Below are 24129 nucleotides of genomic sequence, written 5' to 3'. Positions count from 1 at the left end.
GGGCTTCCAGCATGTTTCCCCAAAGCCCGTAATTTCCCGTATATTGGGGTGCATTGGACCCCGGCCTTGATGACATGACCGCTGAATTGCCGCCGAATTCGCAAGCGCCGCGTGCGTTCTCCCTCTCCATTGGCCAGCTCACGTTCGGCAGCTTCCTGCTGGTGCTGGCTGTGATCATCATCACGTCCACGGCCAGCGTGATCGCGATCCGGCACATCGATACGACTTTCGCCGAGCTGCAGCGGCTGCAAAGCGTCGGCGACATCGCCGAGGATATCGACCGTCGCACCAACGAGCTGCGGCTGGCGGCACGGGACTTCGTCACCGAGCCCGGCAACCAGTCGGCCCAGGTCGCAGAGGCGGCCCAGTCGCTGAGCGAGATCCTGAAGAAGACCCGGATCGAGCTGGCGCCCGAGCAGCAGGACATGATCGACGGTGTCACCCAGCGGCTGGCGACCTACCGCAGCGGGATCGAGCGCATCTCGGCGCTGCTCAGCCGCCGCGCGGAGATCGTCGCCGGGCTACCGCCGTTGCGCGACGCGTTCGACAAGGCGGTCGACGCGAGCAATGACGCGGCGCTGGCAAATGCGCTGTTGCAGGCGCAGAGCCGAATTGCCACCGCGCTCCTGGCGCACAACACGTCGGCCGCCGAGCAGGCCGCGCAAAGCATGCGGGCGATGACCATCGCCGAGCCCGCCCTGCGCAGCGCGGTCGACAATTATGCCGAGGCGATCAGCGCGATTTCGGTGCGCGAGGGCCAGATCGCCGACATCGACCGGGAGGTACTCGGCGCCGAAGGCCGACTGATCCAGAAGGTCACCGAGCTGCTGCGCGAGCTCAGCTCGCGCCGCGGCCATGTGCTGTCGCGCGATTTTGCGCGCACGCTGGCGGAGGCAAAATGGCAGAGCATCGTGCTCGGCACGGCGGGGGTGCTGATCGGCATGTTCGCTTCGGTGCTGGTGGTTCGCCGCACCGTTCGCCCGCTCGCCCGGATCGCCGGATCGATCCGCAAGGTCGCGGGCGGCGAGAAGAGCGCGTTCATTCCGGGCGCCGATCTCGACAACGAGATCGGCGACATCGCGCGCGCCGCCGAAGTGTTCCGCCAGACCCTGGTCGACGCCGACAGCGCGCGCGAGGCCGCACTGCGCGCGCTTGCCGAGCAGCGGCTCGCCGAGGAGAGCTACCACAAGCTGTTCGAGGCATCGGTCGACGGCATCTACGTCACGACGCCGGGCGGCGCGCTGCTCAACGCCAATCCGGCGCTGGCGCGGATGATGGGCTATGCCACGCCGCAGGACCTGATCAACGGCATCGGCGACATCGCCTCCACCGTCTATGTCGATCCGGCGGCACGGGAGCAGTACCAGCAGCTGATGCGGCGCGACGGCACGGTGCGCGACTACGAGTATCAGGTGCGCTCGCGCGACGGTACCGCGCTGTGGCTGTCCGATTCCGCGACCGTCGTGCGCAACGACGAGGGCGAGGTGGTCCGCTACGAGGGCACGGTACGCGACATCACCGACCAGAAGCGCGCCGAGGACGCCATCGCCGAGGGCCGCCGGCTGTTGCAGATGGTCATCGACACGGTGCCCGCCGTCATCAACGTCAAGGAACGCAATTTGCGCTACGTGCTGATGAACCGCTACATGGCGGGCATCTTCGGCATCGAGCCGCAGGACGCGATCGGCCAGACCACCGCCGAGCTCATGTCGCGCTATGGCGCAGCCAAGACCGACGAGAACGACAAGCGCGTCCTGTCGGCGCGCCGCGAGCTTGGTTTCTATGAAGAAGAGTACAAGGACGCAGCCGGCAACATGCGGCAATGGCTCGTCAACAAGCTGCCGATTCTCGATGCCCAGGGCGACATCGAGAACATCGTCACGGTCGCGCTCGACATCGGCGAGCGCAAGCGGTCCGAACAGGAGATGCGCAAGGCGAGGGATTCGGCGGAGGCGGCGCTGCGCAACCTGCGGGAAACCCAGAATTCGCTGATCGAGGCCGAGAAGCTCGCAGCGCTCGGCCGCCTGGTGGCCGGTGTCGCCCATGAGGTCAACAATCCCGTCGGCATCAGCCTCACGGTGGCGTCCGCGCTGGAGCGCAAGACCGCGAACTTCGCGACCCAGGTCGAGCGCGGCGATCTGCGCCGCTCGAGCCTCAACGACTTCCTGAACACGGCGCGGGATGCCTCCTCGCAGCTCGTCGCCAATCTGAATCGCGCCGCCGAGCTGATCCAGTCGTTCAAGCAGGTCGCCGCCGACCGCAACTATTCGGACCAGCGCACCTTCGATCTCGGCGATCTCACCGAGCAGGTGGTGATGAGTCTGCGGCCCGGCCTGCGCAAGCACAATCTGACGCTCAACGTCGATTGCGAGCCCAACCTGATCATGAATTCCTATCCGGGGCCGTACGGCCAGGTGCTGACCAATCTGTTCCTCAACGCGGTCGCGCATGCGTTCCCGGACGGCAAGGCCGGCGAGGTCGAGATCCAGGTGCACGCCTCCGGCAACGACTATGTCGAGGTGATCTTCGCCGACAATGGCTGCGGAATGAGCCTCGACGTGCGCCGCCGCGCCTTCGATCCGTTCTTCACGACGCGGCGCGACCAGGGCGGCACCGGGCTCGGGCTGCACATCGTCTACAGCATCGTCACCAATCGCCTCGGCGGCCGGCTCTCGCTCGAGTCCGCGCCGGGCAACGGCACCCGCATCCAGATGATCCTGCCGCGCGTCGCGCCGCTGGAGCAGGCCGCGGAGTAGGTGCGAAGATGAGTCGGTACCGACCGCGTGCTTTAGGTCCGTCATCCTGAGGTGCGAGCCTCTTAGGCGAGCCTCGAAGGATCGACGGCCACCGACCGGGCCGTGCATCCTTCGAGGCTCGCTCCGCTCGCACCTCAGGATGACGGGTTGAGCAATGGACGCGCCGACTGCGGCGGCATCCATATTCGATCGGCATTGATCGATGCCCGAACGGCATTGGACCGTCGGCGACAACGCTCCTACCGCTCGCCCAGCCGACCCAGGGATCAACGGACGGTACGGGCAGGGAGGACGACATGATTTCACGGCGCAATCTGATGGCCAGCATCGGCGCGGGCATGGCGAGCGCAGCAGCCAGCCGCGCCATGGCGCAGTCGTTCCCGTTCAAGCCCAATCAGCGCTATCCGGATCCGGCCGTCGAAATCCTCGATCCGGCTTTTGCCAAGTACCGGCTCTACAGCTCTACGCTGGAGCAGGTTGCGACCGGGATGCGCTGGGCGGAAGGGCCGGTATACTTCCCCGAAGGCGGCTATCTGCTGTTCAGCGACATCCCCAACAACCGCATCATGAAGTACAGCGAGAAGGACGGCAGCCTCAGCGTCTTCCGCAGTTCCGCCAATTTCGCCAACGGCAACACCCGCGACCGCCAGGGGCGGCTCGTCACCTGCGAGCATTCGGTGACGCGGCGGATCACGCGCACCGAGAAGAACGGCAAGATCACCGTGCTGGCCGACGGTTTCGAGGGCAAGCGCCTCAATGCGCCGAACGACATCGTGGTGAAGTCCGACGACACGATCTGGTTCACCGATCCGGTGTTCGGCATCGCCGGCGAGTGGGAGGGCTTCAAGGCCAAGCGCGAGCAGGACAACACCAACGTGTTCCGGATCGGCACCGACGGAAAGCTGACCGCCGTCATCACCGATCTGGTCAATCCGAACGGGCTTGCCTTCTCGCCGGACGAGAAGAAGCTCTACGTCGTCGAGTGGAAGGGCACGCCGAACCGCAGCATCTGGAGCTACGACGTCAATCCCGATGGCACGGTCGGCAACAAGACCAAGCTGATCGACGCCGCCGACCAGGGGTCGCTCGACGGTTTCCGCGTCGACCGCGACGGCAATCTGTGGTGCGGCTGGGGCAGCAACGGCGCGCTGCAGTCGGAGCCTGTCGAGACGGGCGGCCGCAAGGTCTATCAGCTCAAGGGCAGGCCTGAGGATCTCGACGGCGTCATGGTGTTCAGCCCGCAGGGCAGGCCGCTCGGCTTCATCCGCCTGCCGGAGCGCTGCGAGAACCTGACCTTCGGCGGACCCAAGAACAACCGGCTCTACATGGCGTCATGCCATTCGATCTACGCACTCTATGTCGAGGCGCACGGCGCGACGTGAGAGGCGGTTTCCAACGGCGTCATTGCGAGGAGCGATGGCGACGAAGCAATCCATCGTTCCGCTAGCGGCGGGGTGGATTGGTTCGCCTCGCTCGCAATGACGTGGATCGGCTGTTGCATGCTATCCCCGTCATCCTGAGGAGCCGCGAAGCGGCGTCTCGAAGGATGCACGGCCCGGCTGATGGCCGTCGACCCTTCGAGACGCGCGCAAGGGCGCGCTCCTCAGGGTGACGGGTCTGATAGTTTCGATTCCCTAATTGATATCCGCGAGCTTGTGCAGCGTGGCGCCGAAGATCAGGCTCGCCTTGCCGACCAGTGCGGTGCCACTCATGGTGCCGCGGGTGTCGGTGAAGGTGCCGGAGACGCCGATGCCGACCGGCGCGGGCCCGCCGAACAGCGGGTTGTCGGTCTCGCGCGGCGTGGTGTGCCGTTGCACGAGGACCTCGCCCTTGAACGCGTCACCCTTCACCGTGTAGCTGCCGGTGTAATAGAGATAGGCATCGCCGCCGAGAATTTGCCCGTCGCGGAAAAGAATCACTCCGCTGCCCTTGCCGACGCGTCCGTCAAGCAGGGTGACGTGGATTGAGTACAGCCCGTTCTTCATAACGTCCCATGTACCGGCTGCCGCGCCCGCAGCAATCCGGATTGGTTTTTTATGCCAAAGCGAGCAACCTCGTGCAATGCGGCAGGTTGATTCCGGGGGTATCCGGACTGACCGTGAACCCTCGGTTCCTGCCAGGCGGTGTGACGGCGCGATGACAGCGGACCGTGCGCGCGAATCGAACTGGCCCGCGAAATGCATAGCTCTGGTTGCACTGGCCGGTGAGTGCTGGAGCGAACACATGTCAGACTGGATTGATTCGGGCGGCCGATTGGCGCGCCCTCGCATTGCCAATGGAACTTGGGCCCGTCGTGCGGGCCGTGTAATGGTGTCTCTCGGGCTGATGATGCTGGTGTTGGCCGCGGCCGTACAAATCGCGCGGGCGCGCGATCCCGACGGACGCTACGCCAATTCTCCGCTCAAGGAATGGTTCGACGGTCTGCGCAGCGGCAAGGGACCGTGCTGCTCGGATGCCGACGGCAGCGCGGTCAGCGACGTCGATTGGGAATCGAAGGACGGGCATTACCGCGTGCGTCTCGACGGAGCCTGGGTCGACGTCCCCGACGAGGCTGTGGTGACCGAGCCCAACCGGGTCGGCCGCGCCATGGTCTGGCCGATCAAGAGCTACATGGGCGTAACGATCCGCTGTTTCATGCCCGGCAGCATGACGTAGCGGACCGGTCTTCGCTCATACGTATTTCTGGTCGCGCTCGAGCAGCTCGATCGAGATGCCCTGCGGGCCGCGGATGAAGCAGATCCGCACGCCGGGGCGGATCGTGGTCGGCTCCTTGGTGAACTCGACGCCCTTGGCCTTGATCTCGGCCGCGACCGCGTCGATGTCCTTCACGGTCAGGCCGAAATGATCGAGCCCCTGATACGGCGTCACCGGCGGGGCGTTGACGCCGTCGCCATGCGTCACCTCTGCGATGAACACCTTGGCGCCGCCGAGCTGGACGTCGATGCGGCCGGGGCCGCGGATGATCTCGCCGCCGAGAATGTCGCGCAGCCAGGTCGCGGTGGCCTCGGGATCGGGACTGCGCAGATGGACGTGGTCCCAGGTGACGACAGGCATTGCGATCTCCTTGTAGTTCTCGCGCGCGCTTGGGGTGCGGCACTCGCTCTCGGGCGGCGCAAATCTAGCGATCGGTCCGTTGGGATACCATCCCTCCGTGATGCCAGCCGCAAGATTGTCGTCCCGGAATGAAACCATTCCGGCCGTCGGTGATTGTTCTCGCGTGGCCGCTCGACCTGCGGCCGTCCCGGATGCCGCATGCTGCGATGCCTGCGGCTTCTGTGCTGGGTGGCGGCTTGATCGGGCGTCGAGGGTGAGGGCACGACGATGCGGATCGGCTTGGCGTCGCTTCGAAGGTTTACCGCCGGGCGTCTCGGTGAGGGCGGCCTTTACGCCAGCCTGCTGCTGTCGATCATCGCGGTCGCCGGAATTGCGGCGTGGTTCATGCTTCCCGAGCCGAGCGATGCCGGAGATCAGGATGTCTGGCCGGTGTCTTCCGCCGTCATCCGCACTGTGCAGGACGCATCGACCGGGGCGCAGCAAGGCCAGATCGCAAATCAAGCCGCAAAGGATGTGCCAGCTGCACCGGCTGGTGAGCCGGCCACCGTCGGCGTGGCCACCGCCGCTCAGCCGGCCGAGGCGGCCAAGGCGTCCGAGCCGGGTACCGAACGATCGCCGCTGGACAGGTTGCGGATCGCCTCGCAATCCTGGCGGCGCGGCGGGCTGGGTTCGAAGGTGCTGGTCACCCTGACGCTGCGCAACGCCAATGATTTCGCGGTGAAGGATATCGAGATCGCCTGCGCCTTCATCCGCGGCGACGGCAGCCCCGTGACCGAACGCAAGCGGCTGATTCCGGACACCATCGCCATGAAGAGCCGCAAGACCTACCCGCCGATGCTGATCGGGTTCGTAAATGTTAACGCAAACAAGGCGAAATGCACGGTCGTGACCGCCAGCCGCGCCTAGAGCACTTTCGGTTCTGATTTAATCAGAACCGAAGCTCTAGCTTTTTGTTTTGACGCGTTTTCTTCACGCGAACCGGTACCCACTTCGCTCGAAAACGCTCCCAACCCCGCATCTCGAAAAAGTGACCGGGAATTGACTTGCCGGGTGAACCGTAACGGCCAGGCAGGAACTAACTAATAAGCCGACCGTTAGAGAACGACCCGGAAGCGCAGGATGGCGTCTGTCCGGGTGATCATGCGCAGACGATGAATTCGTTGCGCGATGACAGATGTCGTCGCGTCGAGTTGAACCGCGCCCGTAGCGCGGGGGGAGCTACCAAAATGCCTGTGGCGCGTTATTTCCTGTTCGTTGGTGGCGTGCTGCTCGCGCTGCTCTTCGTCGTCAATGCCATCGTACCGCAGGAGGCCGTGGTCGCCGGCCAGGGCCTGTCGTCGCCCGGCGTCGACAGCAAGACCGTGGTACGCATCAAGTCGACCCAGAAACTGCCGGAGCGGGTGGTGTACGACACCAACCTGCCGACTATCGTTCCGTCGCAGGTGAACGCGGTTGCCGCAGCGGCCCCGGCGGCTGCCAGTGATACGTCGGCGCAGGCCCGCGTCCGCAACACGTTCGCCCAGTTCATTCCGCCGGAGAAGGCTGACGCGCAGAAAGGCGCGGTGGTGGCCGAGGCGAAGCCGGCCGAGCAGCCGGTGCAGGCGCCGAAGAAGCACAAGATTGCGCGCAGCCACACCCATTCCCAGCAGCCGATGCGGCTGGCCCAGCCCGGCATGTATCAGCCTTACCGTGTGGCGCAGCAGCAGCCGCGCATGGGTTTCTTCGGCGGCTTCGGCACCTGGTAGGTAACGACACGCCGCAATCGCCAATCGACACGCCGCCGCAAGCATTTGCGGCGGCATTTTCATGTCCGCCAGATCAGGCGGGTAACCGGCTGCGGGAATCCGCCCGGGTGGCCGGAACCGGCTAGCGCGGCAGGCGCGGAATCTTGTCGGCGAAGCCGTTGTAGCAGGTCAGCCGCTCGTCCTCTTCCTTGACGAACCGGCATTCGGCGACGCCCTTGGCAGGGGCGGCCTTCGGCTTGGGCTGCGGCTTGAAGATCTCGTCGTAGCACATCAGCCGCTCCTTGGTGGCGTCGTCGATGTCCTGGCAGGCCTGCAGCTTCTGCGCGACCGATTGCGGCTTGCCGGGTGCTGCGGCCTTCTCGCCCTTCTTGGCCGCCGATTTCTTTCCGACCTGGACCAGCGGCTTGTCGCCGACCATCGGCTGCGGGGCCGCCGCCGGCTTGTCGGCGGCGGGAGGTGGCGTGGTGGCTGGAGCGGTGCCTTGAGCAAGCGCGGCAGCCGGGCAGAGGAGCGCCAGCGCGAGGATGATATGTCTCATGGTGAAAATGTCCGAAGTGGCGTGATGACCGGAAGGATGGCGCCGGGGATCGGAAAAGCCCGGCAAGCGCCGAGACTTATCGCAAGTTCTGCCCGAATCCTACCCCCGGAGGGGTCCCGCCCGGCACCGATCCACCGGCAAAATAGGGGCAATTCGTCGCCGGTTCGGCCGCAAGGGAGCGTGATTTGCGTTTGCCGGGCCGGGCGGCTATGACGGCGCCATCTGCGCGACTGGCGCTTGGATGGACCACCATCGGGGAGCGCAGAGACTGAACGCCGCGCGCCTGGGCACCGCTTCGAAACGGAGGTGCCATGACGGCGAACATTCTTGATGGGCATGCACATGCCCAAATTGTCATCGACAAGGTTGCCAGCGAACTGGACCGGCTGCCCCGCGCGCCCGGGCTCACGGTCGTGCTGGTAGGTTGTGACCCGGCGAGCCAGATCTACGTACAGAGCAAGGTCAGGATGGCCGAGCGGCTTGGTCTGCGCGGCGAGGTCGAACGCCTGCCGGATGACGCCAGCGAGGCCGATCTGCTTGCCAGGATTGACGCGCTCAACGCGCGCGACGATGTCGACGGCATCCTGATCCAGCTGCCGCTGCCGGCGCATATCGACGCCTTGCGCGTGATGGCGGCGGTCGATCCTGCGAAGGATGTCGACGGCCTGCATGCGCTGAATGCAGGCCGGCTGTTTCACGGCGACGATGCCTTGGTGCCGTGCACGCCGCTCGGCTGTCTCCGGCTGATCAAGTCGATCCGGCCTGATCTCACCGGCGCGCATGCCGTCGTGATCGGCAGCTCCAACATCGTCGGCAAGCCGATGGCCGCGCTGTTGCTGCAGGAGCAGGCGACCGTGACGCAAACCCACATCCACACCCGCGGCATCAGCAAGATCTGCCGTCAGGCCGATATCCTGGTCAGCGCGGTGGGGAAGGCTGGGCTCGTGCGCGGCGACTGGATCAAGCCGCAGGCCATCGTGATCGACGTCGGCACCACGCGCGTCGAGAAGCCGGACGGCGGCTACGCGGTGTGCGGCGACGTCTTCTTCGACGAGGCGGTGCAGGTCGCCGGCGCGATCACGCCGGTGCCGCGCGGCGTCGGCCCGATGACGATCGCCTGCCTGATGGAGAACACCGTGAAGGCCGCCAAGGCGAGGGCGGCCCGGCTGCAATAGCAGCGGGAGCTTGCAGCGAGACGCGGGCGGCAAGTGCCGCTCGCGTCGTTTCCGCGCGCCCGGAGCCCGGTGCGCGAAGTTCATGACCCCGGAGGTCATGGCAAGCCCGCAGCATTGGTCTATCGTCGCGCGACAGACGGAGGCGCGCGATGCTGTATGCGGAAGATCTCACCGAGGGCCAGACATTCCAGCTCGGCACCTACACGATCGGCGAAGCCGAGATCCTGGAGTTCGCCGGCAAATATGATCCGGTGCCGATCCATACCGATCCCGTCGCGGCTGCGGCGGGCCCGTTCGGCGGCCTGATCGCGAGCGGCTTCAACACCATTGCGATCTATCAGCGGCTCGTCGTGGAGGCGATCTGGACCAAGGTGGCGGGCATCGTCGGGCGGAGCTTCGAGATCCGCCTGCCGAGCCCGGTTCGCCCGGGCGCCACGCTCACCGGCCAATCCGAGATCCAGAAAATCACCATCAGGCCGGAGCGGCGCGACGCCGTCGTGATCTTCAAGACCGAGCTCGTCAACGACGAGCAGCGTCCCGTGCTTGTCCTGGTTCTCGATGCGCTGATCCACATGCGGCCGGCGGAGCAGCAGCGGACGTAGCCTCCGCCCGGATCGATCTGGCCGCCCGGCGATGCTGCGGCTACCATGGCAAGCCTCCGCCGACCTGCAGCGTATCAATGACGTCGTCTTGATTTGGCCTGGTCGCCGGGCAGCAAGTTCGTCGATACGGTGCAAGACGGATGGCATGGGCATGAAGCGCAGCAAGCAGACGCGCGGCAAGGTCGAAGCCAAACTGCGCAAGGCTGAGGAATGGCGTCGCACACTGGCACAACGCGCCGCCGAACGGCAGCGCCTGCGCGACTACAAGATCGCGCTGGCGCGCGACGAGGTTGCGGTGGTCACGAGCCAGCTCGCCCCCTCGAACAGCTATTCGACTCCAGATTTCGTCGAACGCGGAACCTATCGGCCCGAACCTTTCGTCTGCAAGGATTGCGGCGTTGCCGAGGTCTGGACGCCGTTGCAGCAGAAATGGTGGTACGAGACCGCCAAGGGCGACGTGTTCACCAAGGCCGTGCGCTGCCGGGCCTGCCGCACCAGGGCGCGCGCACGCAAATCCGCCGCGCGCCGCGTGCATCTGGAAGGCATCGCCAGGAAGCAGCCTTCCGCCTCGTAGAGCCGCAGCGTCACACTTCACATAGCGATGGATATGGAACCCGCGCGCACGCGGTCAATGCGTCGCGCGTGCGGAACGTTTCGTGCCCTGATCGGTTCGAGACTTCGAAGCCCGCGGCGACGGGCGCGGGCGGGGAGGAACCAGCCAAGGAATCCATTCAAGGAAACATCCAAAGGCCGGAACCAACAAGCAGGAGCAGCGGATGAAGCTTAATTCCACGCAAGTCAAGCAGACCATGACGCAACTGAACGCCCAGGTGCTTCCGGACGATCATCCGGCGGTGGCGCAGCTGAACAGCGTGTTCGGCGAGCACACATTCTTCGTCGACACCACCGGGCTCAAGGTGCTCGAACCCGCCCAGTCCTCCGACATTCCGGGGCAGACCGGCGAGGTGGTGAGCCTTGCCGAGTGGAGCGATCCGGAGCTGACGTCGCTGCGGCCGCACGAGCCCGAACCGACCGGCGTGCTCATCACGCTCGAACCCAGCAAGCACTAGGAGCGTTTTCGCAATCGGCCTTCTTGATGGCGACAGTCTCCAACGTCACATCAAGAGGTGCCGAAAGTCACATGGCAAATCAGCGCCGCCTGCGTATGCATCGGTTCGAGATGGGTATCCAGGCGGTGAGGGCCAGATGGGGATCGTGCGGCGCTGGAGCTCTGACGAGGACGAGAAGCTCAGAGAACTCGCCAGGGCCGGCAAGAACGCTCTCGAGATCAGCAACGAACTGACCCGCAGCGCTTCGGCCGTGCGCCGGCGCGCCGAAGTACTGTCGGTCCTTATCATGGCAAAGGCGTTTCGCGCGCGCCCCTCGCATGTCGCCACCCATCTCGAGCGGGTCGCGATCGACGCGATCCGACATCGTCGGCCGTTTCCCGCGGGTGTCGGCCCGAGCACCATTGCCGGAATGATCGAGAAGGGCTGGATCCTGCCGGAGATGGGGCGGAAATATCGCGTCACCGATGCCGGCGTGGAGGCCGTGCGCCGGAAGATCCCGAGCGGGTGAGGGCCGGCGGCGGCAAGACGTGCCGTGGACCGACGCGCGATAGCCGGCGGGAAGCAAGATTCTCCGCCCGGGAAGGGCGCTCGCGCCGTTGAAGGAGGAGGAGGCTGACATTCTGCGGTCTCCCGTCCGTCCAACCGTCCGGCCCGATCGTCCTAATGCTCAACGCCCAGCAAGCCCCAGAAGACCGATACCAGCGTTTCGCCGATCTCGCGCCGTTCGTCCGTGAAGCGATCAGCACCATCGCCGCATTGAGCACGGCGCAGCGGCTGGATGTGGAATTCCTCGAACGCGAATTCATCCCCGCGCTGGGGCTCAATGACGAACTGCTTCACGAGCAGCCGCCGGAGCTTGCACCGAGTTTCGGCAAGGGTCTTCACCTTTGGCAGTATCCGAACCAGCTCGCGCCGTACCTGGTCTGGCTCGCGCGCAACGCGCCCGGCATTTCCTCCTATATGGAAATCGGCTGCCGCTGGGGCGGCATGTTCATCCTGGTTGCGGAGTGGCTGAGGCACAGCGGCGCCGATCTCAAGACCGTGATCGCACTCGATCCGATCGCGCCGACGCCCTTCATTGCGACCTATTTCGAACTGCTGCAGGAGCAGGCTGGCATCGAGCCGGTCTATCTCCAGGCCTATTCGACGTCACCGCTGGTCGGTGCGCATGTCGATCGGCTGAAGCCCGACTTCGTTTTCATCGACGGCGATCACAGCCTGCGCGGTGCGCTGCAGGATCACCTGCTGGTGCGCTCTCACGCCAGCATCATCGTGCATCATGACATCCACTCCCAGGCCTGTCCGGATACGACGCTGCTCTGGAAGGCGCTGAAGGAGTTCGAGGCACCTGGCTTCGATGCGTTCGAATTCATCAGCCAGTATCCGTCCGTCAACGGATCGTTCCTCGGCATCGGCGCAATGAAGCGGCGGCAAGCCTGAGCTGTTCCCCTAGCTGGCGCGCGGTGCCGAAGCAGACGCACCGTTGACTGCACGCGGCGAGGGGCGGCGCGTCTCCAGGTACGAATTGCCCCAGACCCACAGCGTCCGGATGACGGGCTCGAGCGAACGCCCGAGCGGCGTCAGCGAATATTCGACACGCGGCGGCACCTCCGGATAGATCTCGCGGTGGATCAGGCCCGCGGTCTCGAGCTCGCGAAGTTGCCGCGTCAGCATGCGCTGCGAAATCCGCGACAGCCGCCGCCCGAGTTCGTTGAAGCGGATAGTGTCGCCGAGCAGGTGATAGAGGATCACGGCTTTCCACTTGCCGTCGATCAGATCGAGCGTTGCCTCGACGGGGCAGCCGACCGCGCAGTCATAGCTCTTCGCATCAAGCCCCTTCATGGTTCACTCCCTGATACTACCGGACATTCCTGTGCGTAATTGTCAGCGCCCAAATTAGCGCGCAACGTCGATCCCGCAAAGCCGAACCTTGCCGATCAAGGCCGGTCCGGCGCGCAACGACACACCAACGATAACAGGGAGGGGACCCGCGTGAAGCGAGGGATTTTGTTGATCGCCGCGATGACGGCGAACGTAATGCTATCGAGCGCACGTGCGGATGAGGCGGTCCGCGCCGAGATCGTGGCGCGGTTGCCCGAGTCAGTCGGCAACATCGCGATCACGCCGGACAACCAGCTCATCTTCAGCCATCACCCGTTCTTCAGTCCCGAGATCAGGGTCGCCAGACTGACGTCGCCGACGACGTCGCAGCCGTTTCCGAATGCGGAGTGGAATACGCCGCGGAAAGGCACCGACCAGTATCTCGACAATGTGCTCGGGCTCAGGTCGGACGAGAATGGCGTGGTGTGGATCATCGATATGGGATTCCGCACCAACATCACGCCCAAGCTGGTCGGGTGGAATACGCGCAGCGACCGGCTCGAGCGCATCTACTACATGCCCGATCCGGTCACGCGGCCGGGCTCACAGCCGCAGGACATCGTGATCGACCAGAAGCATCGCAAATTCTACATCGCCGACGAGAATATCGGCCCCGGCGGCGACGGATCGCATGCCGCGATCATTGTGATCGACATGGATACCGGACGCGCCAGGCGCGTGCTTGACGGCGACCGCTCCACGATTCCCGAAGACTTGCCGATCACCGTGGACGGCAAGGATCTCACCGTGTCGGGCAAGGACGGCAAGCCGTCCATCATCAAGGTCGGCTGCGATGGCATCACCATGGATGTCAGGTCGGAATGGGTCTACTTCGCGCCGCTCAGCGGCCGCTCGATCTACCGCGTGCGCGTGGCCGACCTGAATGACGAGAAGCTCACCCCCGCCGAGCTCAGCGCCAAGGTCGAGCGTTATTCCGACAAGCCGAACAATGGCGGGCTCTCGATCGACTATGCCGGCAATCTCTATCTCACCGCGGTCGAGAGCAAGTCGGTTGGCGTCGTCGGGACCGATCGCAAGTATCGCACCTATCTGAGCGATGCGGAGATGGTGTGGCCTGACGGGATCACGGCCTCCTCGGACGGCTACATGTACGTATCGGCGTCGCAAATCTCGGCGGCCGCGATGTTTCACGGCGGCAAGGGCGAGAACAAGGCCCCATATCTGATCTATCGCTTCAAGCCGCTTGCGGCGGGCTACGTTTCGCGTTGACCGCGCATCGACGGTGTTGACGACGATTGCCCGGCCTGCTCGCAGGCCGGGCAATATCTGCAATCACGCATTCGCCGGTCGCTCGCCGAGATTGAGCTTGCTCTTGTCGCCGCCGGCCCACGCCAGCGTCTTCGGATCCATCACGCGGAACCAGAGCGGCGGGATCGCAGCAAGGCCGAACATGCCGGTGTAGCCGTTCGGCAGCCGCGGGATGTCGTCGAAATCGCGCAGTGACTGGTAGGGGCGCATCGGGTTGGCGTGGTGATCGGAATGACGCTGCAGATGAAACGTCATCAGGTTCGAGACGATGTGGTTGGTGTTCCAGGAGTGGCGTGGCTCGACCGCCTGGTAGCGGCCGTTCGGCAACTTCTCGCGCAGCAGCCCGTAGTGCTCGACATAATTGGCCTGGGTCAGCGCATACCAACCGAGGAAATGATGCGCGACGATGAACGGCGCGACCTTCCAGCCGAACAACGCAATCAGAATCGCCGCGACGACGAGCGTCAGCGCAAAGCCTTGCAGGATCTCGTTGTTGACCGACCAGACCGGCTCGCCGCGCCGGGTCAGTCGCTCGGCCTCATTGCGCCAGCCGCGCTTGAACGCGCCCGGCAGCTCGCGCGTCGCAAACGCATAGATCGATTCTCCGAACCGCGCGCTGGCGGGATCTTCGGGGGTCGCGACCCAGGTGTGATGGCCGCGATTATGCTCGACGCGGAAATGGGCGTAGCCGACCGCGCAATTGGCGAGCATGCCGAACAAGATGTTGAGCCGATCAGCCTTGTGGCCGAGCTCGTGTCCGATCAGGAGCGCGCCGCCATTGATGGTGCCGACGCCGAGCAGCAAAGCGACATAGGACCACCACGGCAGCTCCTGCGTGCCGAAGAAGGCGATCAGGGCGACGTAGTTGATCCAGGGAAACACCACGGTGATGCGCGCCAGCCGCAGATAATAGGGATCGGCCTCCATCGCGGCGACCACTTCGGCCGGCGGATTGTGGGTGTCTTCGCCGAACAGGACATCGAGCAGCGGGATCAGGATGAAGATGAAGACGAACGGAATCAGCGTCACCAACGGATTGTGCGTCCGCAGGAAGAGCCAGTAGGACAAGAGCGGGATCAGCGGTGGGATGAACGAGAGCATCCACAGATAGCGCTTGCCGTCCCGATAGGTGATCGTTTCGCCAGCGGCGTTGGTGCCCGTGAAGATCATCGCATTCCCTCCAGCATCTCTTGTCGAGGCGGCGTTCGCCGTTGTTGCCCTGAGGATGCCGCGAGGCGGGCCTGCGCCGCCAGTTCCCAACAGGCCAATTTTGTGGCATTTTGCGCCAAGCGGCTGGACGTTCGCGAGGGAGGGCGCCGAGGCAATGCAGGGATCGGAGGCCGATGTCCTTCGCACGCCGGTGTCCGTGAGCTATGCGCGGGCGCTGGTGCGGGCGTTCGGCAAGACGCGGGGCGAACGCGACGAACTGCTGCAGGGCACTGCAATCGAGCAGGACGTGCTCGACCAGCCCGGCGCTCACATGCCGGTGTCGTCGCTGGTGATCCTCGCCGCCAACATCACCCGCCGGCATGGTGAGCTGTGGCCGTTGTCGGCCGCGGCGGTCTGGTCGACATCGCTGCAGGGCGCGCTCGACGTCGCGACCAGGACGGCGCCCACCATCGCGGATGCGCTCAACACCGGCGCGCGTTTCGGGTCGACCCGCGCGCCCTTCATCCGCAACCGGCTGCGCACGACGCCGCGCTCGATCCAGATTGAAATCTCTCCTGCGGTCGCCATGGACGGTGCGCTGTGGCGCGCCGTGGCGCTGGCGGTCAGCCTCAACGTGCATGCGGTCTATGTGCAGCTGCTCGAGGATGCGATCGATCAGGCGACCTTGCAGTTCCCGTGGCCGCCGCCTGTGGGCGCAGAGCGGCTGATGCAGCATTATTCCTGCGCCGTGAAGTTCAACGCCGCCGCGTTCATCTTCGACGTGCCGAAGCGGCTATGCGCGCGGCCTTCGCCGTTTGCCGATCCGGAATTGCACGCCAAGGCGATCGAGGCGCTCGAGGAGATCGAGAAGCCGCGCTCGGACACCGCGGCGCTGGCGCGGATCGTCGGGAGCCTGATTGCGGCGCGGCTGCCGCAGCGGCTCGGCGAGGAGGAGGCCGCGCGCCTCGTCGGCACCTCGCGGCGGACGCTGGTGCGGCGGCTGGCGGAGGCGGGCTGCGCCTTCAGGCCGCTGCTCGACGGCGTGCTGCGCGAGCGCGCCCGGACAATGCTCGCGGCCGATACACGGTCGCGCGACGAGATGGCGGCCGCGCTCGGCTACACCGACGCCACGAGCTTCAGCCGCGCCTGCCGGCGCTGGTTCGGCGAGAAGAGTTTGCGCAGCTAGCTCAGCGGCGCGCTCTGGCGCGGCTGCGCAGGCTCTCCACCATGTGGTTGGGCGGCTGACGGGTCGCTGCGTTTATGTTTCGAGACCCACGCGACGAACGGGTAGGCCAGCAGCGCCAGATAATTGGTGGGCATCGGATGATCGACGCCGAATGCCTTGGGATCCTGACCCTTCGGAAGGTAGGCGCTGCCGAACAGCACATCGTAGATCGCAATGAATCCGGCAAAGTTCTTGTCCCTGGCTGCGGTCTCGCTGCTGTGGTGCCAGTGGTGGAATTCCGGCGACACCAGGATGTGTCGCAGTGGTCCGTAGTTCAGGCGCACGTTGGCGTGAACCAGCCAAGTCTGCCAAAAGTAGATGACAAGGTAAGTGGCGATCGCTTCCGCGGAGAAACCGAGTGCGTAAAGCGGAAATAGCGCCCCGGCCTTCATGAACATCACGTCGAGCGGGTGCTGGTGAATCGCGGCGAGCCAATCCAGCTCCTCGACCGCGTGATGAACGGAATGGATTTCCCATAGGGCAGGCACGACGTGCAGGATGCGATGCGTCCAGTAGACCCCGAGGTCCGCGATCAGGATCACGATGGGCACTTGCACCAGATACGGAAGATCGCCGATCGTCTGCGTCACCGCTGCCGGCAGGATCGACTGCTTGATCAGAGTGGCCACCGCCATGATGGCGATCACGCCCGCGAACACCAGCCACCCGTTGAGGAACAGGAAGGCCATGTCGGTCAGCAGGCCACGCCGGAGAATCTTCTGCGGCCTCGCGGCGAGCAGTCGCTCGAAAGGCACGAAGATCAAAACCACGAGCAATAGCTGCTTCAATCCCGATAAATCGTTCATTCAAAATGGCCGTTTGAAATGCCGGTAGCCTATCACCCCGGCGCCTAAGAGCGTCAAGGGGAAGGGAAGCCCAAACCGCGGGAGCGTTAATCGGCCCGGTTCCATGTCGCCGGGGGCGTCAGAAACCAGGCAAGTCCAATCGATTTGGGTGGTGCGCCGATGGCGCGCTCGGAGAGATTCGAACTCCCGACCCTCGGAATCGAAATCCGATGCTCTATCCAGCTGAGCTACGAGCGCGTCGCGGGTCGATTATCAGACTTGGGCTGTCGGGGCCAGCAGGGACGGCACGGCGTCCACGCCTCCCGCCGGCCTTGCTTTGAGCTCAGAAGCAGGGGTGCCGGCGACGATCCTGGCCGATATAGGCAGCCGAGCCCTGGTAGCACTTGTTGGTCGACGGGCCGTCATAAAAGGCGAAGCTGCCGGCGGCCGGGCCCGGGCCGTAATTGTGCAGATAGCTGATGTGGTAGGGCAGGCCCCAATGCGCGTGGTGGTGATGCCGGTGATGGCGCGGGGTGGCGGAGAGGTCGGCCGCTGCAGCCGGGGTGAGGGCCGGGATGGCCAGGGAAACGGTCACGGCGAGGGCGGCGAGCAGCTTGGTCTTGGTCATTGGCGGCCTCCTGGCATTCACGCTGGAATCGGCTTCTCCAGCCGGTCCAAGGTCCTCTAACACTTCATTTAACCCGGATTCCGGCCAAAAGCTGCGGGAAATCGGTCACAGCGCGCCAAATTTTGCCTTTTTGGGGATGCTTAACGGATTGCCAACACAGTCCGGCCAGAGTCTTGCGGTCAGGTCCGCCCGGGCCGCCTTTCCCTCGGTTTCGAACATTCCATGCGCATCACGCCCCTTGTCGCTTTGCTGCTCTCGGTTCTGGCGGTTACGCCAGCGCGGGCCGTTTTGCACATCACGCGCGACCATGGCGGGTATGTCGAGGAGTACAAGGCCAAGTACAAGCAGATCCGCGAGCGCCGTGAGCGCGTCGTGATCGACGGCATCTGCAATTCGGCCTGCACGCTGGTGTTTGGCATCGTGCCGCTGAACAAGATCTGCGTGACGCCGAAGGCCAGCATCGGCTTCCACCAGGCCTATTACGACAAGGCTTTCACCTTCGGCATCAAGGTCACCAGCCTCGAGGGCACCTCCGACCTGATGTCCTATTATCCCGATACGGTGAAGGACTGGATCCGCCGCAACGGCGGGCTCACCACCGAGATGAAGAAGATAAAGAACGGCGTCGATCTCTGGAAGATCGTCGATCCCTGTCCGGAAGAGTGGTAGGCGCGGACGCTCGCGCGCTCCGGACCTTCGTCCAGCGCGGCTCTGCGTGCTTGCCGCGTGCGGCCAGTGCCCGCGAACCAAAACCCAGCGGTCAGAATTCGGAACCAGCAAGCACGGGCCATTCGTTTTGCTCATGATGCGTTCATCCTCGTGATGCGATGGTGGTCCGAGCAGCGAGAGCGAGCCTCACCGCCGGAACGGACCGGCCTCAGCTCGCCCGCGCAGGAGGTTGTGATGGCAACCAGGTCCAATCTTTCGAAGGCTGAACTCGCCCGCGGCGTTGCCGGCGCCGCGTCAGCGTTGGTGCTGAGCGCGCTCGTCCTGTTCGTCGCCGCACATCACCTGAGCGGCGGGTAGACCGGGCGGCGGGTCCACCAAGCCAGTCATGAAAACAGGAAGGTCCCGATCAGGAGGCCGGCCGCAAATGCCCAGAGTCCGAGGGTGCAGGCCGAGATGACCCGAACGAGATTGCGCAGATCCACGTCCTGCCAGCTGCTGTGGGATCGATACGTCAATTGCAGGCACCCCCTGCGCCGGCCGCCTTTGCGTCCTGGTTCCGCAGCCTGTTCCCGATACGTGCCCAAATGAAGGCAACCGGTGGGGGCGCCTGATCACGCATTTGCGAGGTGCGGCCTTAAGCGCCCGGTATCGCCTTCCGGCGGGTGCAACGACGGTCCGTAGGCGGGTCTCCCTGGCTATCTTTACCTGGGCGTCCGCTGGACACCGGCCTTGTCGTCGTTCGGTTCTACCACCTGGAATCTGGACCGGCTGAAGCGGCCTAGTCCACTGAGCTCGTAGTAACCGTCACGTTCGCTATCCCCCGTCACGTCGTAGACGCGCCCGAGCGAGAGCGTGTCCCGCTGCAACGTGTTGTCGACGCAGCGAACGCGAGAAATCCTGCCGGATTCGACCACGGGCCCATCCTGAATTGTTGTCTGGTTCGGTGAGGTGCCAGCTCGCTGTGTGACATTGGCTGACCCGCTCGCGCGCGGCGCGTCCGATGGCTTGAAAACGCCTGTGTTGGGCGAGTGTTCCTAACTTCGGAGGCTGCGTCGGCGTGCATCACGCCGCAAAGGCCAAACCGCTGCCTTGCACGACGTCGCTGAGATATTTCGCCGGCGGCTTGCCGAGCGCCTTCTTGCACGCGATGTCGGATGCCCGTCGGTTGTCTGCGATGAAGCTGCGCGCTACAGAGACGCGTGGCAAGCAAGAGCCCGGGGAAAGTGCCGTTGAGGATATCCGCCAATACGCGCATCGTGATCGGATCGATGCTTTTTGCCCTGGTGTCGAGTGCATTGCTCTATCTGGTTCCGGCGAGCCCGATCGACAGACAACTGCTGCGCGGCACCTTTCACTTTTATCAGGGGCATGCGTTTCTCGTCCCCGTCAAATACGTGGATGGCAAGATCGAGACTGCCCGGCTGTATGAAGATGACAGGCTTCTCGGCCCGGCGAACAGCACCCAGCAAGAGATCATCGACAAGGGCACCGGCCGATTTGGACTTTACCGGGATCGCTGGGGCTATTTCGGGCCGGCCTTGATGTTCTCGACCAGCGACAATACCAACCCGAACACCAACGGCAGGAAGTATCACCTCAGATGACGATCGGCGCCATGCGACGGTCGAATCGAGACCCGCGCGGGTCACATGAAACCCGGATTGCGCGGCAGATACTGGCTCCAATTGCCGAATTCTCGCGACGACATCAGCAGCATCGGACACTTGATCCGCATTCCGTGCGCCATTGCGGCATCAAGCGCCGCCTTGCTCGCACCGGGCAGGAATGCCGATATCCGTGACGCGCCGCTTCCGGCCGCCAGGTACAACGCTGTTCTCAAGGCCGGAGCGACCGCGTGCGGCTCCATGACCGCGAGCGGTCCGATATGACCACCGGCGTCCACATAGGCATAGCCGATCCAGTCTTTTCCATCGTGGAGATTGAACCCGGTCGCCGCGCCCTCATTGAGCAGATAGCGATGATGCTTTTCGCGCGAGACACCAAGGGTCCGCTGGTCTGCCTGCGCGAGGCGGCGCAGGGTCGAGGCCTCCGGCTTGAGCGGTGTGACGTCGTATTGGGGACCGTGCAAATGACCGATCAACTGGTCGCGCGATGCACTGACACTGTAGATAGGGAATCGCGGAAGCAGTCCGTGACGGATGTAGAGCCCCTGCGATACCGTGTTGAAGCTGAAGGTGATGAGCACCCTGTTGGACGCGCCCGATTTCCCGGCGTGCTCGATGGTCCGCTTGATCAGTTCGTTGCCGATGCTCCGCCCCTGCTGATCGGGCGACACGAACAGCTGCGCCAGAAACCACATGTCGCCGCAGACCCAGCTCCAGGCGAAGCCGAGGATCCGCTCGTTCTCCTCCGCCACCCAGAGGCCATCGGGATCGTCCTTCATGCAAAACAACTGGAAATTAGGCGGAGACGAAACCGCCATCGGGCCGAAGCCGTGCCGTTCCGTGAGATCGTTGATGCTGGAGACGACGAGGGCGTCGGCGAATTCCAGATCCTGCGTGCGTGCCGGCCGGCAGACCACTGACATGGGCAGCTCCGTTGGTGGCCGGATGATGGTCAAAACCTCGCCGTGCCGGGATCGAGCCCGAGCGCCAGCCGGCCGGCGGTGACGTAATTGTTCGGACTCATCGCGATATGCTTCGCGGCGGCGCGCACATCGCCGACCGCACGCTCCAGGGCGCAGGTCTCGAAGATAGCGACGGCGCCCGCGCTGGCGGCCAGCATCTCGGTGACGGACGTCGCAGTCTCCGCCGCATGTGCGTTGGCGATCCGAATGTCCGCGCGTGCCTCCACCAGCCGTTGGCCGCCCGTGTCGGTTGCGGCCATCAATTCGGTCATGGCATCGATCAGAAGCGCACGGGCGGCGCGAAGCATCGCTCTGGTCCGCCCGACCGTCGCCTGAACGATTTCGCGATCGCGGAGAGCGGTTCGGTTTCCGGAGCGGCCTTTGGCGAGCTCCGCGAACGAGGTCATGGCGCCGGACGCGATGCCGAGCGGCACCCCGCAGATGCTCCACGCGAACACCGATGATGGCGGCATGCGATAGAGCAGTCCGGGCTGGGTCGGTTGCAGCCCGAGAAAGGGATGGGCGTGAGCGGCCGGCACGAAGATATCCCGCGCCTCGAAATCGCAACTGCCGGTGCCGCGCAGTCCGGACACATGCCAGTTGTCGAGGATGGTGACATCCGCCCGCCCGAGATAGCAGCAGAGCAGCGGCGAAGCCGGATCGTCGGGCCTGACGCTGGCCAGCGCCATGAAGCGCGTCGCGTGATGCGCGCCGCTGCCGAACGGCCAGCGCCCGGAAACGCGATAGCCGCCTGCGACGGCGGTCGCCGTGCCGACCGCGCCGGTTGCGCTTGCGACAAAGGCGCGCGGGTCGGCATACCACTCACGTGCGACGGCCTCATCGAGGTAGCCGCCGATCCGGCTCATGCCGGCGCCATTGCCGACCAGCCAGCCGACGGAGCCATCGAGCGCCGAGGCGGCTTCGACGACGCGCATGAAGGCGAAGGGAGACAGTTCGGGTCCGCCGAGCGCTTGCGGCAGCCACAGGCGGAACAGGCCGGCATCCGCCAATGCGGCGAAAACCGCGTCCGGCAACCGCCGTCCGCTGTCGAATGCGTTGCGCTGCGCAGCGATGAGCGGGGCCAACGCCTGGACGGCCTCGAGCACGCGGCAAACGTGGGCGGGGTCACCGGCATTCACTTCGGGACCGGGACGGGCCGTCGGGCCGTCCGCTTTCGCCGCATAGCCTGGATCGCGCATCGGGTTCTCCTCGAGGTTCAGCTCCGCTGCAGCCTGATCGTCCGCTTCCCCGAGGTCCTGAATCCATTCCGAAAAAGTTGCAAAAAATGTAGTCTCCGCAGCCATGGCGACACTCCACGAATTCGGTCCCTTCCGCCTCGACGCCGGGGCCGAGATGCTGTTCCGGGAGTCCGAACCGGTCGCGCTCGGGCGGCGGGCGGTGATGCTGCTTCGGCTGCTTGTCGAGCGGGCCGGATCGCCGGTTTCCAAGGATGCGTTGATGGAGGCGGCCTGGCCGGGGCTTGCGATCGAGGAGAGCAACCTGACCGTGCAGATCGCTGCCTTGTGGAAGGTATTTGCCGACATCGACGGAGGCGCGACCTGGATCGAGACGCTACCGCGTCGCGGCTATCGCTATGTCGGCCCGCCGGTTGCGATGGTAGCCGAACCGGGCTCCTCCGTAACGCCCGAGCCGGCGCTGTCCGGCAAGCCGTCGCTCGCGGTGCTTCCGTTGTCGAATCTGAGCGGCGATCCCGCGCAGGAGTATTTTTCCGACGGGATCACGGGCGACATCATCGCCGAACTGTCGCGGTTCAGGTCACTATTCGTCGTCGCCCGTCACTCCAGCTTCGCCTACAAAGGCAAGACAGCCGAGGTCAAACGGGTTGGCCGCGAGCTCGGCGTCCGCTACGTGGCCGAAGGCAGTGTGCGCAAGATCGGCAGCCGTGTGCGGGTGACCATCCAACTGCTCGATGCTGCGAGCGGCTACAATCTCTGGACCGAGCGCTACGACCGCGATCTCGACGACATCTTCGCGCTGCAGGACGAGATTGTACGGGCGATCGTCGCGGCGCTGCCGGGCCGGATGGAGGACGCCGGCCGCGAGGTCGCCAGACGCAAGCCGACCTCCAGCATTACCGCCTATGATCTGGTCCTGCTCGGAAACGAGCGATGGCGTCAATTGACCGTGGATGCCATGGCGCAGGCCCGAGAATATTTTCGAGGCGCCGTCGCGCTTGACCCGCAATATGCCCGCGCCCACGTCAACATCGCCTGGACCATCGTCTGTGACGTGTTTCTCGAATCACCCACCACCGCAACTCTGGGCGAGGCGCGGAGCGAGATCGAGAACGCGCTCGATATCGAGGACGGCGACGCCTGGTCTCATGGCGTCTTCGCTCAGTTGCTGTTCCTGCTGAAAGATGACGCCACGGCCGAAATCCATTTCAGCCGCGCGCTCGCGCTCAATCCAAATGATGCCGATGTCGCCGCCGTTTTCGCCAACATCCTGGTCTACTGGGGACGGTGGCGCGAGGCGCTGATGTGGATCGGGACAGCCAAGCGGCTCAATCCGTTTCCGCCCAACCTGTACCACTGGTATCACGCGCTTGCCCTCTATTCAGGGCGCGAGTACGGGCAGGCGGTCAAGGCGGTGATGGAGGCGCGGTCGTTCGACAGGTGGTCGCACGGCCTCCTTGCAGCCTGCTATGCGCAAATGGGACGCCTCGGCGAGGCGCAGGCCGCGGCTGATGCTTTCGTCAGCCAACGGTGTCGCGAACTGAATGCGAATGGCAACACCGCGCCCGCGAGAACGCTCGACCTCGCCCAGGCCAGAGCCGAACGGTATCGCCATCCCTCCGACCGCGAACATTTCCTCGATGGATTGCGCAAGGCGGGTCTCACCGGTTGACGCTCACAGCCGCTTGGTTCTCGAACCTGCGAGTTGACCTGCGCTGCGTCCGGGTGTCGTCACGTGGTGCGTATCACGCCAGATCATGTCGCGAGAATGCGAATGTGTGGCTAGCAGTCGGTGCAACA

26 protein-coding genes, 1 tRNA gene and 1 riboswitch are annotated in these 24129 nt (G+C 64.7%); of the genes, 17 read left to right on the top strand and 10 right to left on the bottom strand.

Annotated features, from left to right (window positions below; all coding sequences use genetic code 11):
* The first annotated feature begins 74 nt into the window (after positions 1 to 74).
* Both ACOIX3_RS23620 and ACOIX3_RS23615 read left to right on the top strand, forming a co-directional pair.
* Positions 75 to 2756 carry a PAS domain S-box protein gene (locus ACOIX3_RS23620; protein WP_420964506.1) on the top strand — a complete coding sequence of 894 codons (2682 nt, stop codon included), beginning with the start codon at positions 75 to 77 and terminating at the stop codon, positions 2754 to 2756.
* Between the two features lie 338 nt (positions 2757 to 3094).
* Positions 3095 to 4138, top strand: a complete 1044-nt coding sequence (locus ACOIX3_RS23615) for an SMP-30/gluconolactonase/LRE family protein (RefSeq protein ID WP_420971783.1) — start codon at positions 3095 to 3097, stop codon at positions 4136 to 4138.
* Positions 4139 to 4390: 252 nt separating this feature from the next.
* On the opposite strand, the gene ACOIX3_RS23610 is transcribed toward ACOIX3_RS23615, so the two are convergent.
* Entirely contained in the window at positions 4391 to 4741 is a 351-nt protein-coding gene (locus ACOIX3_RS23610; RefSeq protein WP_092114933.1) for a GrlR family regulatory protein, read from the bottom strand.
* A 238-nt stretch (positions 4742 to 4979) separates the two neighbouring features.
* Here ACOIX3_RS23610 and ACOIX3_RS23605 point away from each other — a divergent pair, with 238 nt between their 5' ends.
* Complete coding sequence (locus ACOIX3_RS23605) at positions 4980 to 5411, top strand: hypothetical protein (protein WP_420964505.1); 432 nt, start codon at positions 4980 to 4982, stop codon at positions 5409 to 5411.
* A gap of 15 nt (positions 5412 to 5426) precedes the next feature.
* Here ACOIX3_RS23605 and ACOIX3_RS23600 read toward each other — a convergent pair whose 3' ends face one another.
* Positions 5427 to 5810 carry a VOC family protein gene (locus ACOIX3_RS23600; RefSeq protein ID WP_420971782.1) on the bottom strand — a complete coding sequence of 128 codons (384 nt, stop codon included), beginning with the start codon at positions 5808 to 5810 and terminating at the stop codon, positions 5427 to 5429.
* Between the two features lie 267 nt (positions 5811 to 6077).
* On the opposite strand from ACOIX3_RS23600, the gene ACOIX3_RS23595 reads away from it, so the two are divergent.
* Positions 6078 to 6716, top strand: coding sequence for a hypothetical protein (locus ACOIX3_RS23595; protein WP_420964504.1), 639 nt, complete (start codon positions 6078 to 6080; stop codon positions 6714 to 6716).
* Positions 6717 to 7036: 320 nt separating this feature from the next.
* Positions 7037 to 7555: a hypothetical protein gene (locus tag ACOIX3_RS23590; RefSeq protein ID WP_420964503.1), complete on the top strand. Its 519-nt coding sequence runs from the start codon at positions 7037 to 7039 to the stop codon at positions 7553 to 7555.
* A 121-nt stretch (positions 7556 to 7676) separates the two neighbouring features.
* Here the strand turns inward: ACOIX3_RS23590 and ACOIX3_RS23585 are convergent, their stop codons facing one another.
* The gene (locus ACOIX3_RS23585; protein WP_342728542.1) at positions 7677 to 8093 is read right to left on the bottom strand and encodes a hypothetical protein; all 417 of its coding nucleotides are present in this window, start codon (positions 8091 to 8093) and stop codon (positions 7677 to 7679) included.
* A gap of 216 nt (positions 8094 to 8309) precedes the next feature.
* A riboswitch (ZMP/ZTP riboswitch) is annotated at positions 8310 to 8389 on the top strand.
* 15 nt (positions 8390 to 8404) lie between these two features.
* On the opposite strand from ACOIX3_RS23585, the gene ACOIX3_RS23580 reads away from it, so the two are divergent.
* From ACOIX3_RS23580 to ACOIX3_RS23555, 6 genes are all read left to right on the top strand, one after another.
* Positions 8405 to 9268: a bifunctional 5,10-methylenetetrahydrofolate dehydrogenase/5,10-methenyltetrahydrofolate cyclohydrolase gene (locus ACOIX3_RS23580; RefSeq protein WP_420964502.1), complete on the top strand. Its 864-nt coding sequence runs from the start codon at positions 8405 to 8407 to the stop codon at positions 9266 to 9268.
* A gap of 149 nt (positions 9269 to 9417) precedes the next feature.
* Positions 9418 to 9870 carry a MaoC/PaaZ C-terminal domain-containing protein gene (locus ACOIX3_RS23575; RefSeq protein ID WP_420964501.1) on the top strand — a complete coding sequence of 151 codons (453 nt, stop codon included), beginning with the start codon at positions 9418 to 9420 and terminating at the stop codon, positions 9868 to 9870.
* A gap of 151 nt (positions 9871 to 10021) precedes the next feature.
* Positions 10022 to 10444, top strand: coding sequence for a zinc-ribbon domain containing protein (locus ACOIX3_RS23570; RefSeq protein ID WP_420964500.1), 423 nt, complete (start codon positions 10022 to 10024; stop codon positions 10442 to 10444).
* Positions 10445 to 10646: 202 nt separating this feature from the next.
* Positions 10647 to 10940: a hypothetical protein gene (locus tag ACOIX3_RS23565; RefSeq protein ID WP_420964499.1), complete on the top strand. Its 294-nt coding sequence runs from the start codon at positions 10647 to 10649 to the stop codon at positions 10938 to 10940.
* A gap of 136 nt (positions 10941 to 11076) precedes the next feature.
* Positions 11077 to 11448, top strand: coding sequence for a hypothetical protein (locus ACOIX3_RS23560; RefSeq protein ID WP_223967410.1), 372 nt, complete (start codon positions 11077 to 11079; stop codon positions 11446 to 11448).
* A gap of 155 nt (positions 11449 to 11603) precedes the next feature.
* The gene (locus tag ACOIX3_RS23555) at positions 11604 to 12380 is read left to right on the top strand and encodes a hypothetical protein (protein WP_420964498.1); all 777 of its coding nucleotides are present in this window, start codon (positions 11604 to 11606) and stop codon (positions 12378 to 12380) included.
* Between the two features lie 9 nt (positions 12381 to 12389).
* On the opposite strand, the gene ACOIX3_RS23550 is transcribed toward ACOIX3_RS23555, so the two are convergent.
* Positions 12390 to 12782, bottom strand: a complete 393-nt coding sequence (locus ACOIX3_RS23550) for a winged helix-turn-helix transcriptional regulator (protein WP_420964497.1) — start codon at positions 12780 to 12782, stop codon at positions 12390 to 12392.
* Positions 12783 to 12932: 150 nt separating this feature from the next.
* Here ACOIX3_RS23550 and ACOIX3_RS23545 point away from each other — a divergent pair, with 150 nt between their 5' ends.
* A complete protein-coding gene (locus ACOIX3_RS23545) occupies positions 12933 to 14051 on the top strand; it encodes an L-dopachrome tautomerase-related protein (RefSeq protein ID WP_420964496.1) in 1119 nt (372 codons plus the stop codon).
* Between the two features lie 63 nt (positions 14052 to 14114).
* Here ACOIX3_RS23545 and ACOIX3_RS23540 read toward each other — a convergent pair whose 3' ends face one another.
* Positions 14115 to 15260, bottom strand: a complete 1146-nt coding sequence (locus tag ACOIX3_RS23540) for an alkane 1-monooxygenase (protein ID WP_420964495.1) — start codon at positions 15258 to 15260, stop codon at positions 14115 to 14117.
* A 154-nt stretch (positions 15261 to 15414) separates the two neighbouring features.
* Between ACOIX3_RS23540 and ACOIX3_RS23535 the strand changes: the two genes are divergently transcribed.
* On the top strand, positions 15415 to 16425 hold the full coding sequence (locus ACOIX3_RS23535; RefSeq protein ID WP_420964494.1) for a helix-turn-helix domain-containing protein: 1011 nt from the start codon (positions 15415 to 15417) through the stop codon (positions 16423 to 16425).
* Here ACOIX3_RS23535 and ACOIX3_RS23530 read toward each other — a convergent pair.
* From ACOIX3_RS23530 to ACOIX3_RS23520, 3 genes are all read right to left on the bottom strand, one after another.
* Positions 16422 to 17153, bottom strand: a complete 732-nt coding sequence (locus ACOIX3_RS23530) for a sterol desaturase family protein (RefSeq protein ID WP_420964493.1) — start codon at positions 17151 to 17153, stop codon at positions 16422 to 16424. The genes ACOIX3_RS23535 and ACOIX3_RS23530 overlap by 4 nt on opposite strands.
* 277 nt (positions 17154 to 17430) lie before the next feature.
* Positions 17431 to 17507, bottom strand: a tRNA-Arg gene (locus ACOIX3_RS23525).
* Between the two features lie 85 nt (positions 17508 to 17592).
* Positions 17593 to 17877 (bottom strand): hypothetical protein, encoded by a 285-nt coding sequence (locus tag ACOIX3_RS23520; RefSeq protein WP_420964492.1) that lies wholly within the window; start codon positions 17875 to 17877, stop codon positions 17593 to 17595.
* Positions 17878 to 18099: 222 nt separating this feature from the next.
* Between ACOIX3_RS23520 and ACOIX3_RS23515 the strand changes: the two genes are divergently transcribed.
* The 3 genes from ACOIX3_RS23515 (at position 18100) to ACOIX3_RS23505 (ending at position 20150) form a co-directional block, all read left to right on the top strand.
* Positions 18100 to 18546: a hypothetical protein gene (locus ACOIX3_RS23515; protein WP_223967421.1), complete on the top strand. Its 447-nt coding sequence runs from the start codon at positions 18100 to 18102 to the stop codon at positions 18544 to 18546.
* 234 nt (positions 18547 to 18780) lie between these two features.
* A complete protein-coding gene (locus tag ACOIX3_RS23510; protein WP_256459054.1) occupies positions 18781 to 18903 on the top strand; it encodes a hypothetical protein in 123 nt (40 codons plus the stop codon).
* A gap of 872 nt (positions 18904 to 19775) precedes the next feature.
* A complete protein-coding gene (locus ACOIX3_RS23505) occupies positions 19776 to 20150 on the top strand; it encodes a hypothetical protein (RefSeq protein ID WP_420964491.1) in 375 nt (124 codons plus the stop codon).
* 41 nt (positions 20151 to 20191) lie between these two features.
* Here ACOIX3_RS23505 and ACOIX3_RS23500 read toward each other — a convergent pair whose 3' ends face one another.
* The gene (locus ACOIX3_RS23500) at positions 20192 to 21127 is read right to left on the bottom strand and encodes a GNAT family N-acetyltransferase (protein WP_420964490.1); all 936 of its coding nucleotides are present in this window, start codon (positions 21125 to 21127) and stop codon (positions 20192 to 20194) included.
* On the bottom strand, positions 21124 to 22437 hold the full coding sequence (locus ACOIX3_RS23495) for an acyl-CoA dehydrogenase family protein (protein WP_420964489.1): 1314 nt from the start codon (positions 22435 to 22437) through the stop codon (positions 21124 to 21126). Before ACOIX3_RS23495 ends, ACOIX3_RS23500 begins: the two co-directional genes overlap by 4 nt.
* On the opposite strand from ACOIX3_RS23495, the gene ACOIX3_RS23490 reads away from it, so the two are divergent.
* Positions 22436 to 24001, top strand: a complete 1566-nt coding sequence (locus ACOIX3_RS23490) for a winged helix-turn-helix domain-containing tetratricopeptide repeat protein (RefSeq protein ID WP_420964488.1) — start codon at positions 22436 to 22438, stop codon at positions 23999 to 24001. The two genes, ACOIX3_RS23495 and ACOIX3_RS23490, sit on opposite strands and share 2 nt — an antisense overlap.
* Positions 24002 to 24129: the final 128 nt, after the last annotated feature.

Origin of the sequence: Bradyrhizobium sp. B120, from assembly GCF_049075665.1 — a bacterium.
Classification (GTDB): domain Bacteria; phylum Pseudomonadota; class Alphaproteobacteria; order Rhizobiales; family Xanthobacteraceae; genus Bradyrhizobium.
This window is presented reverse-complemented; position numbering and strand designations above follow the sequence as displayed.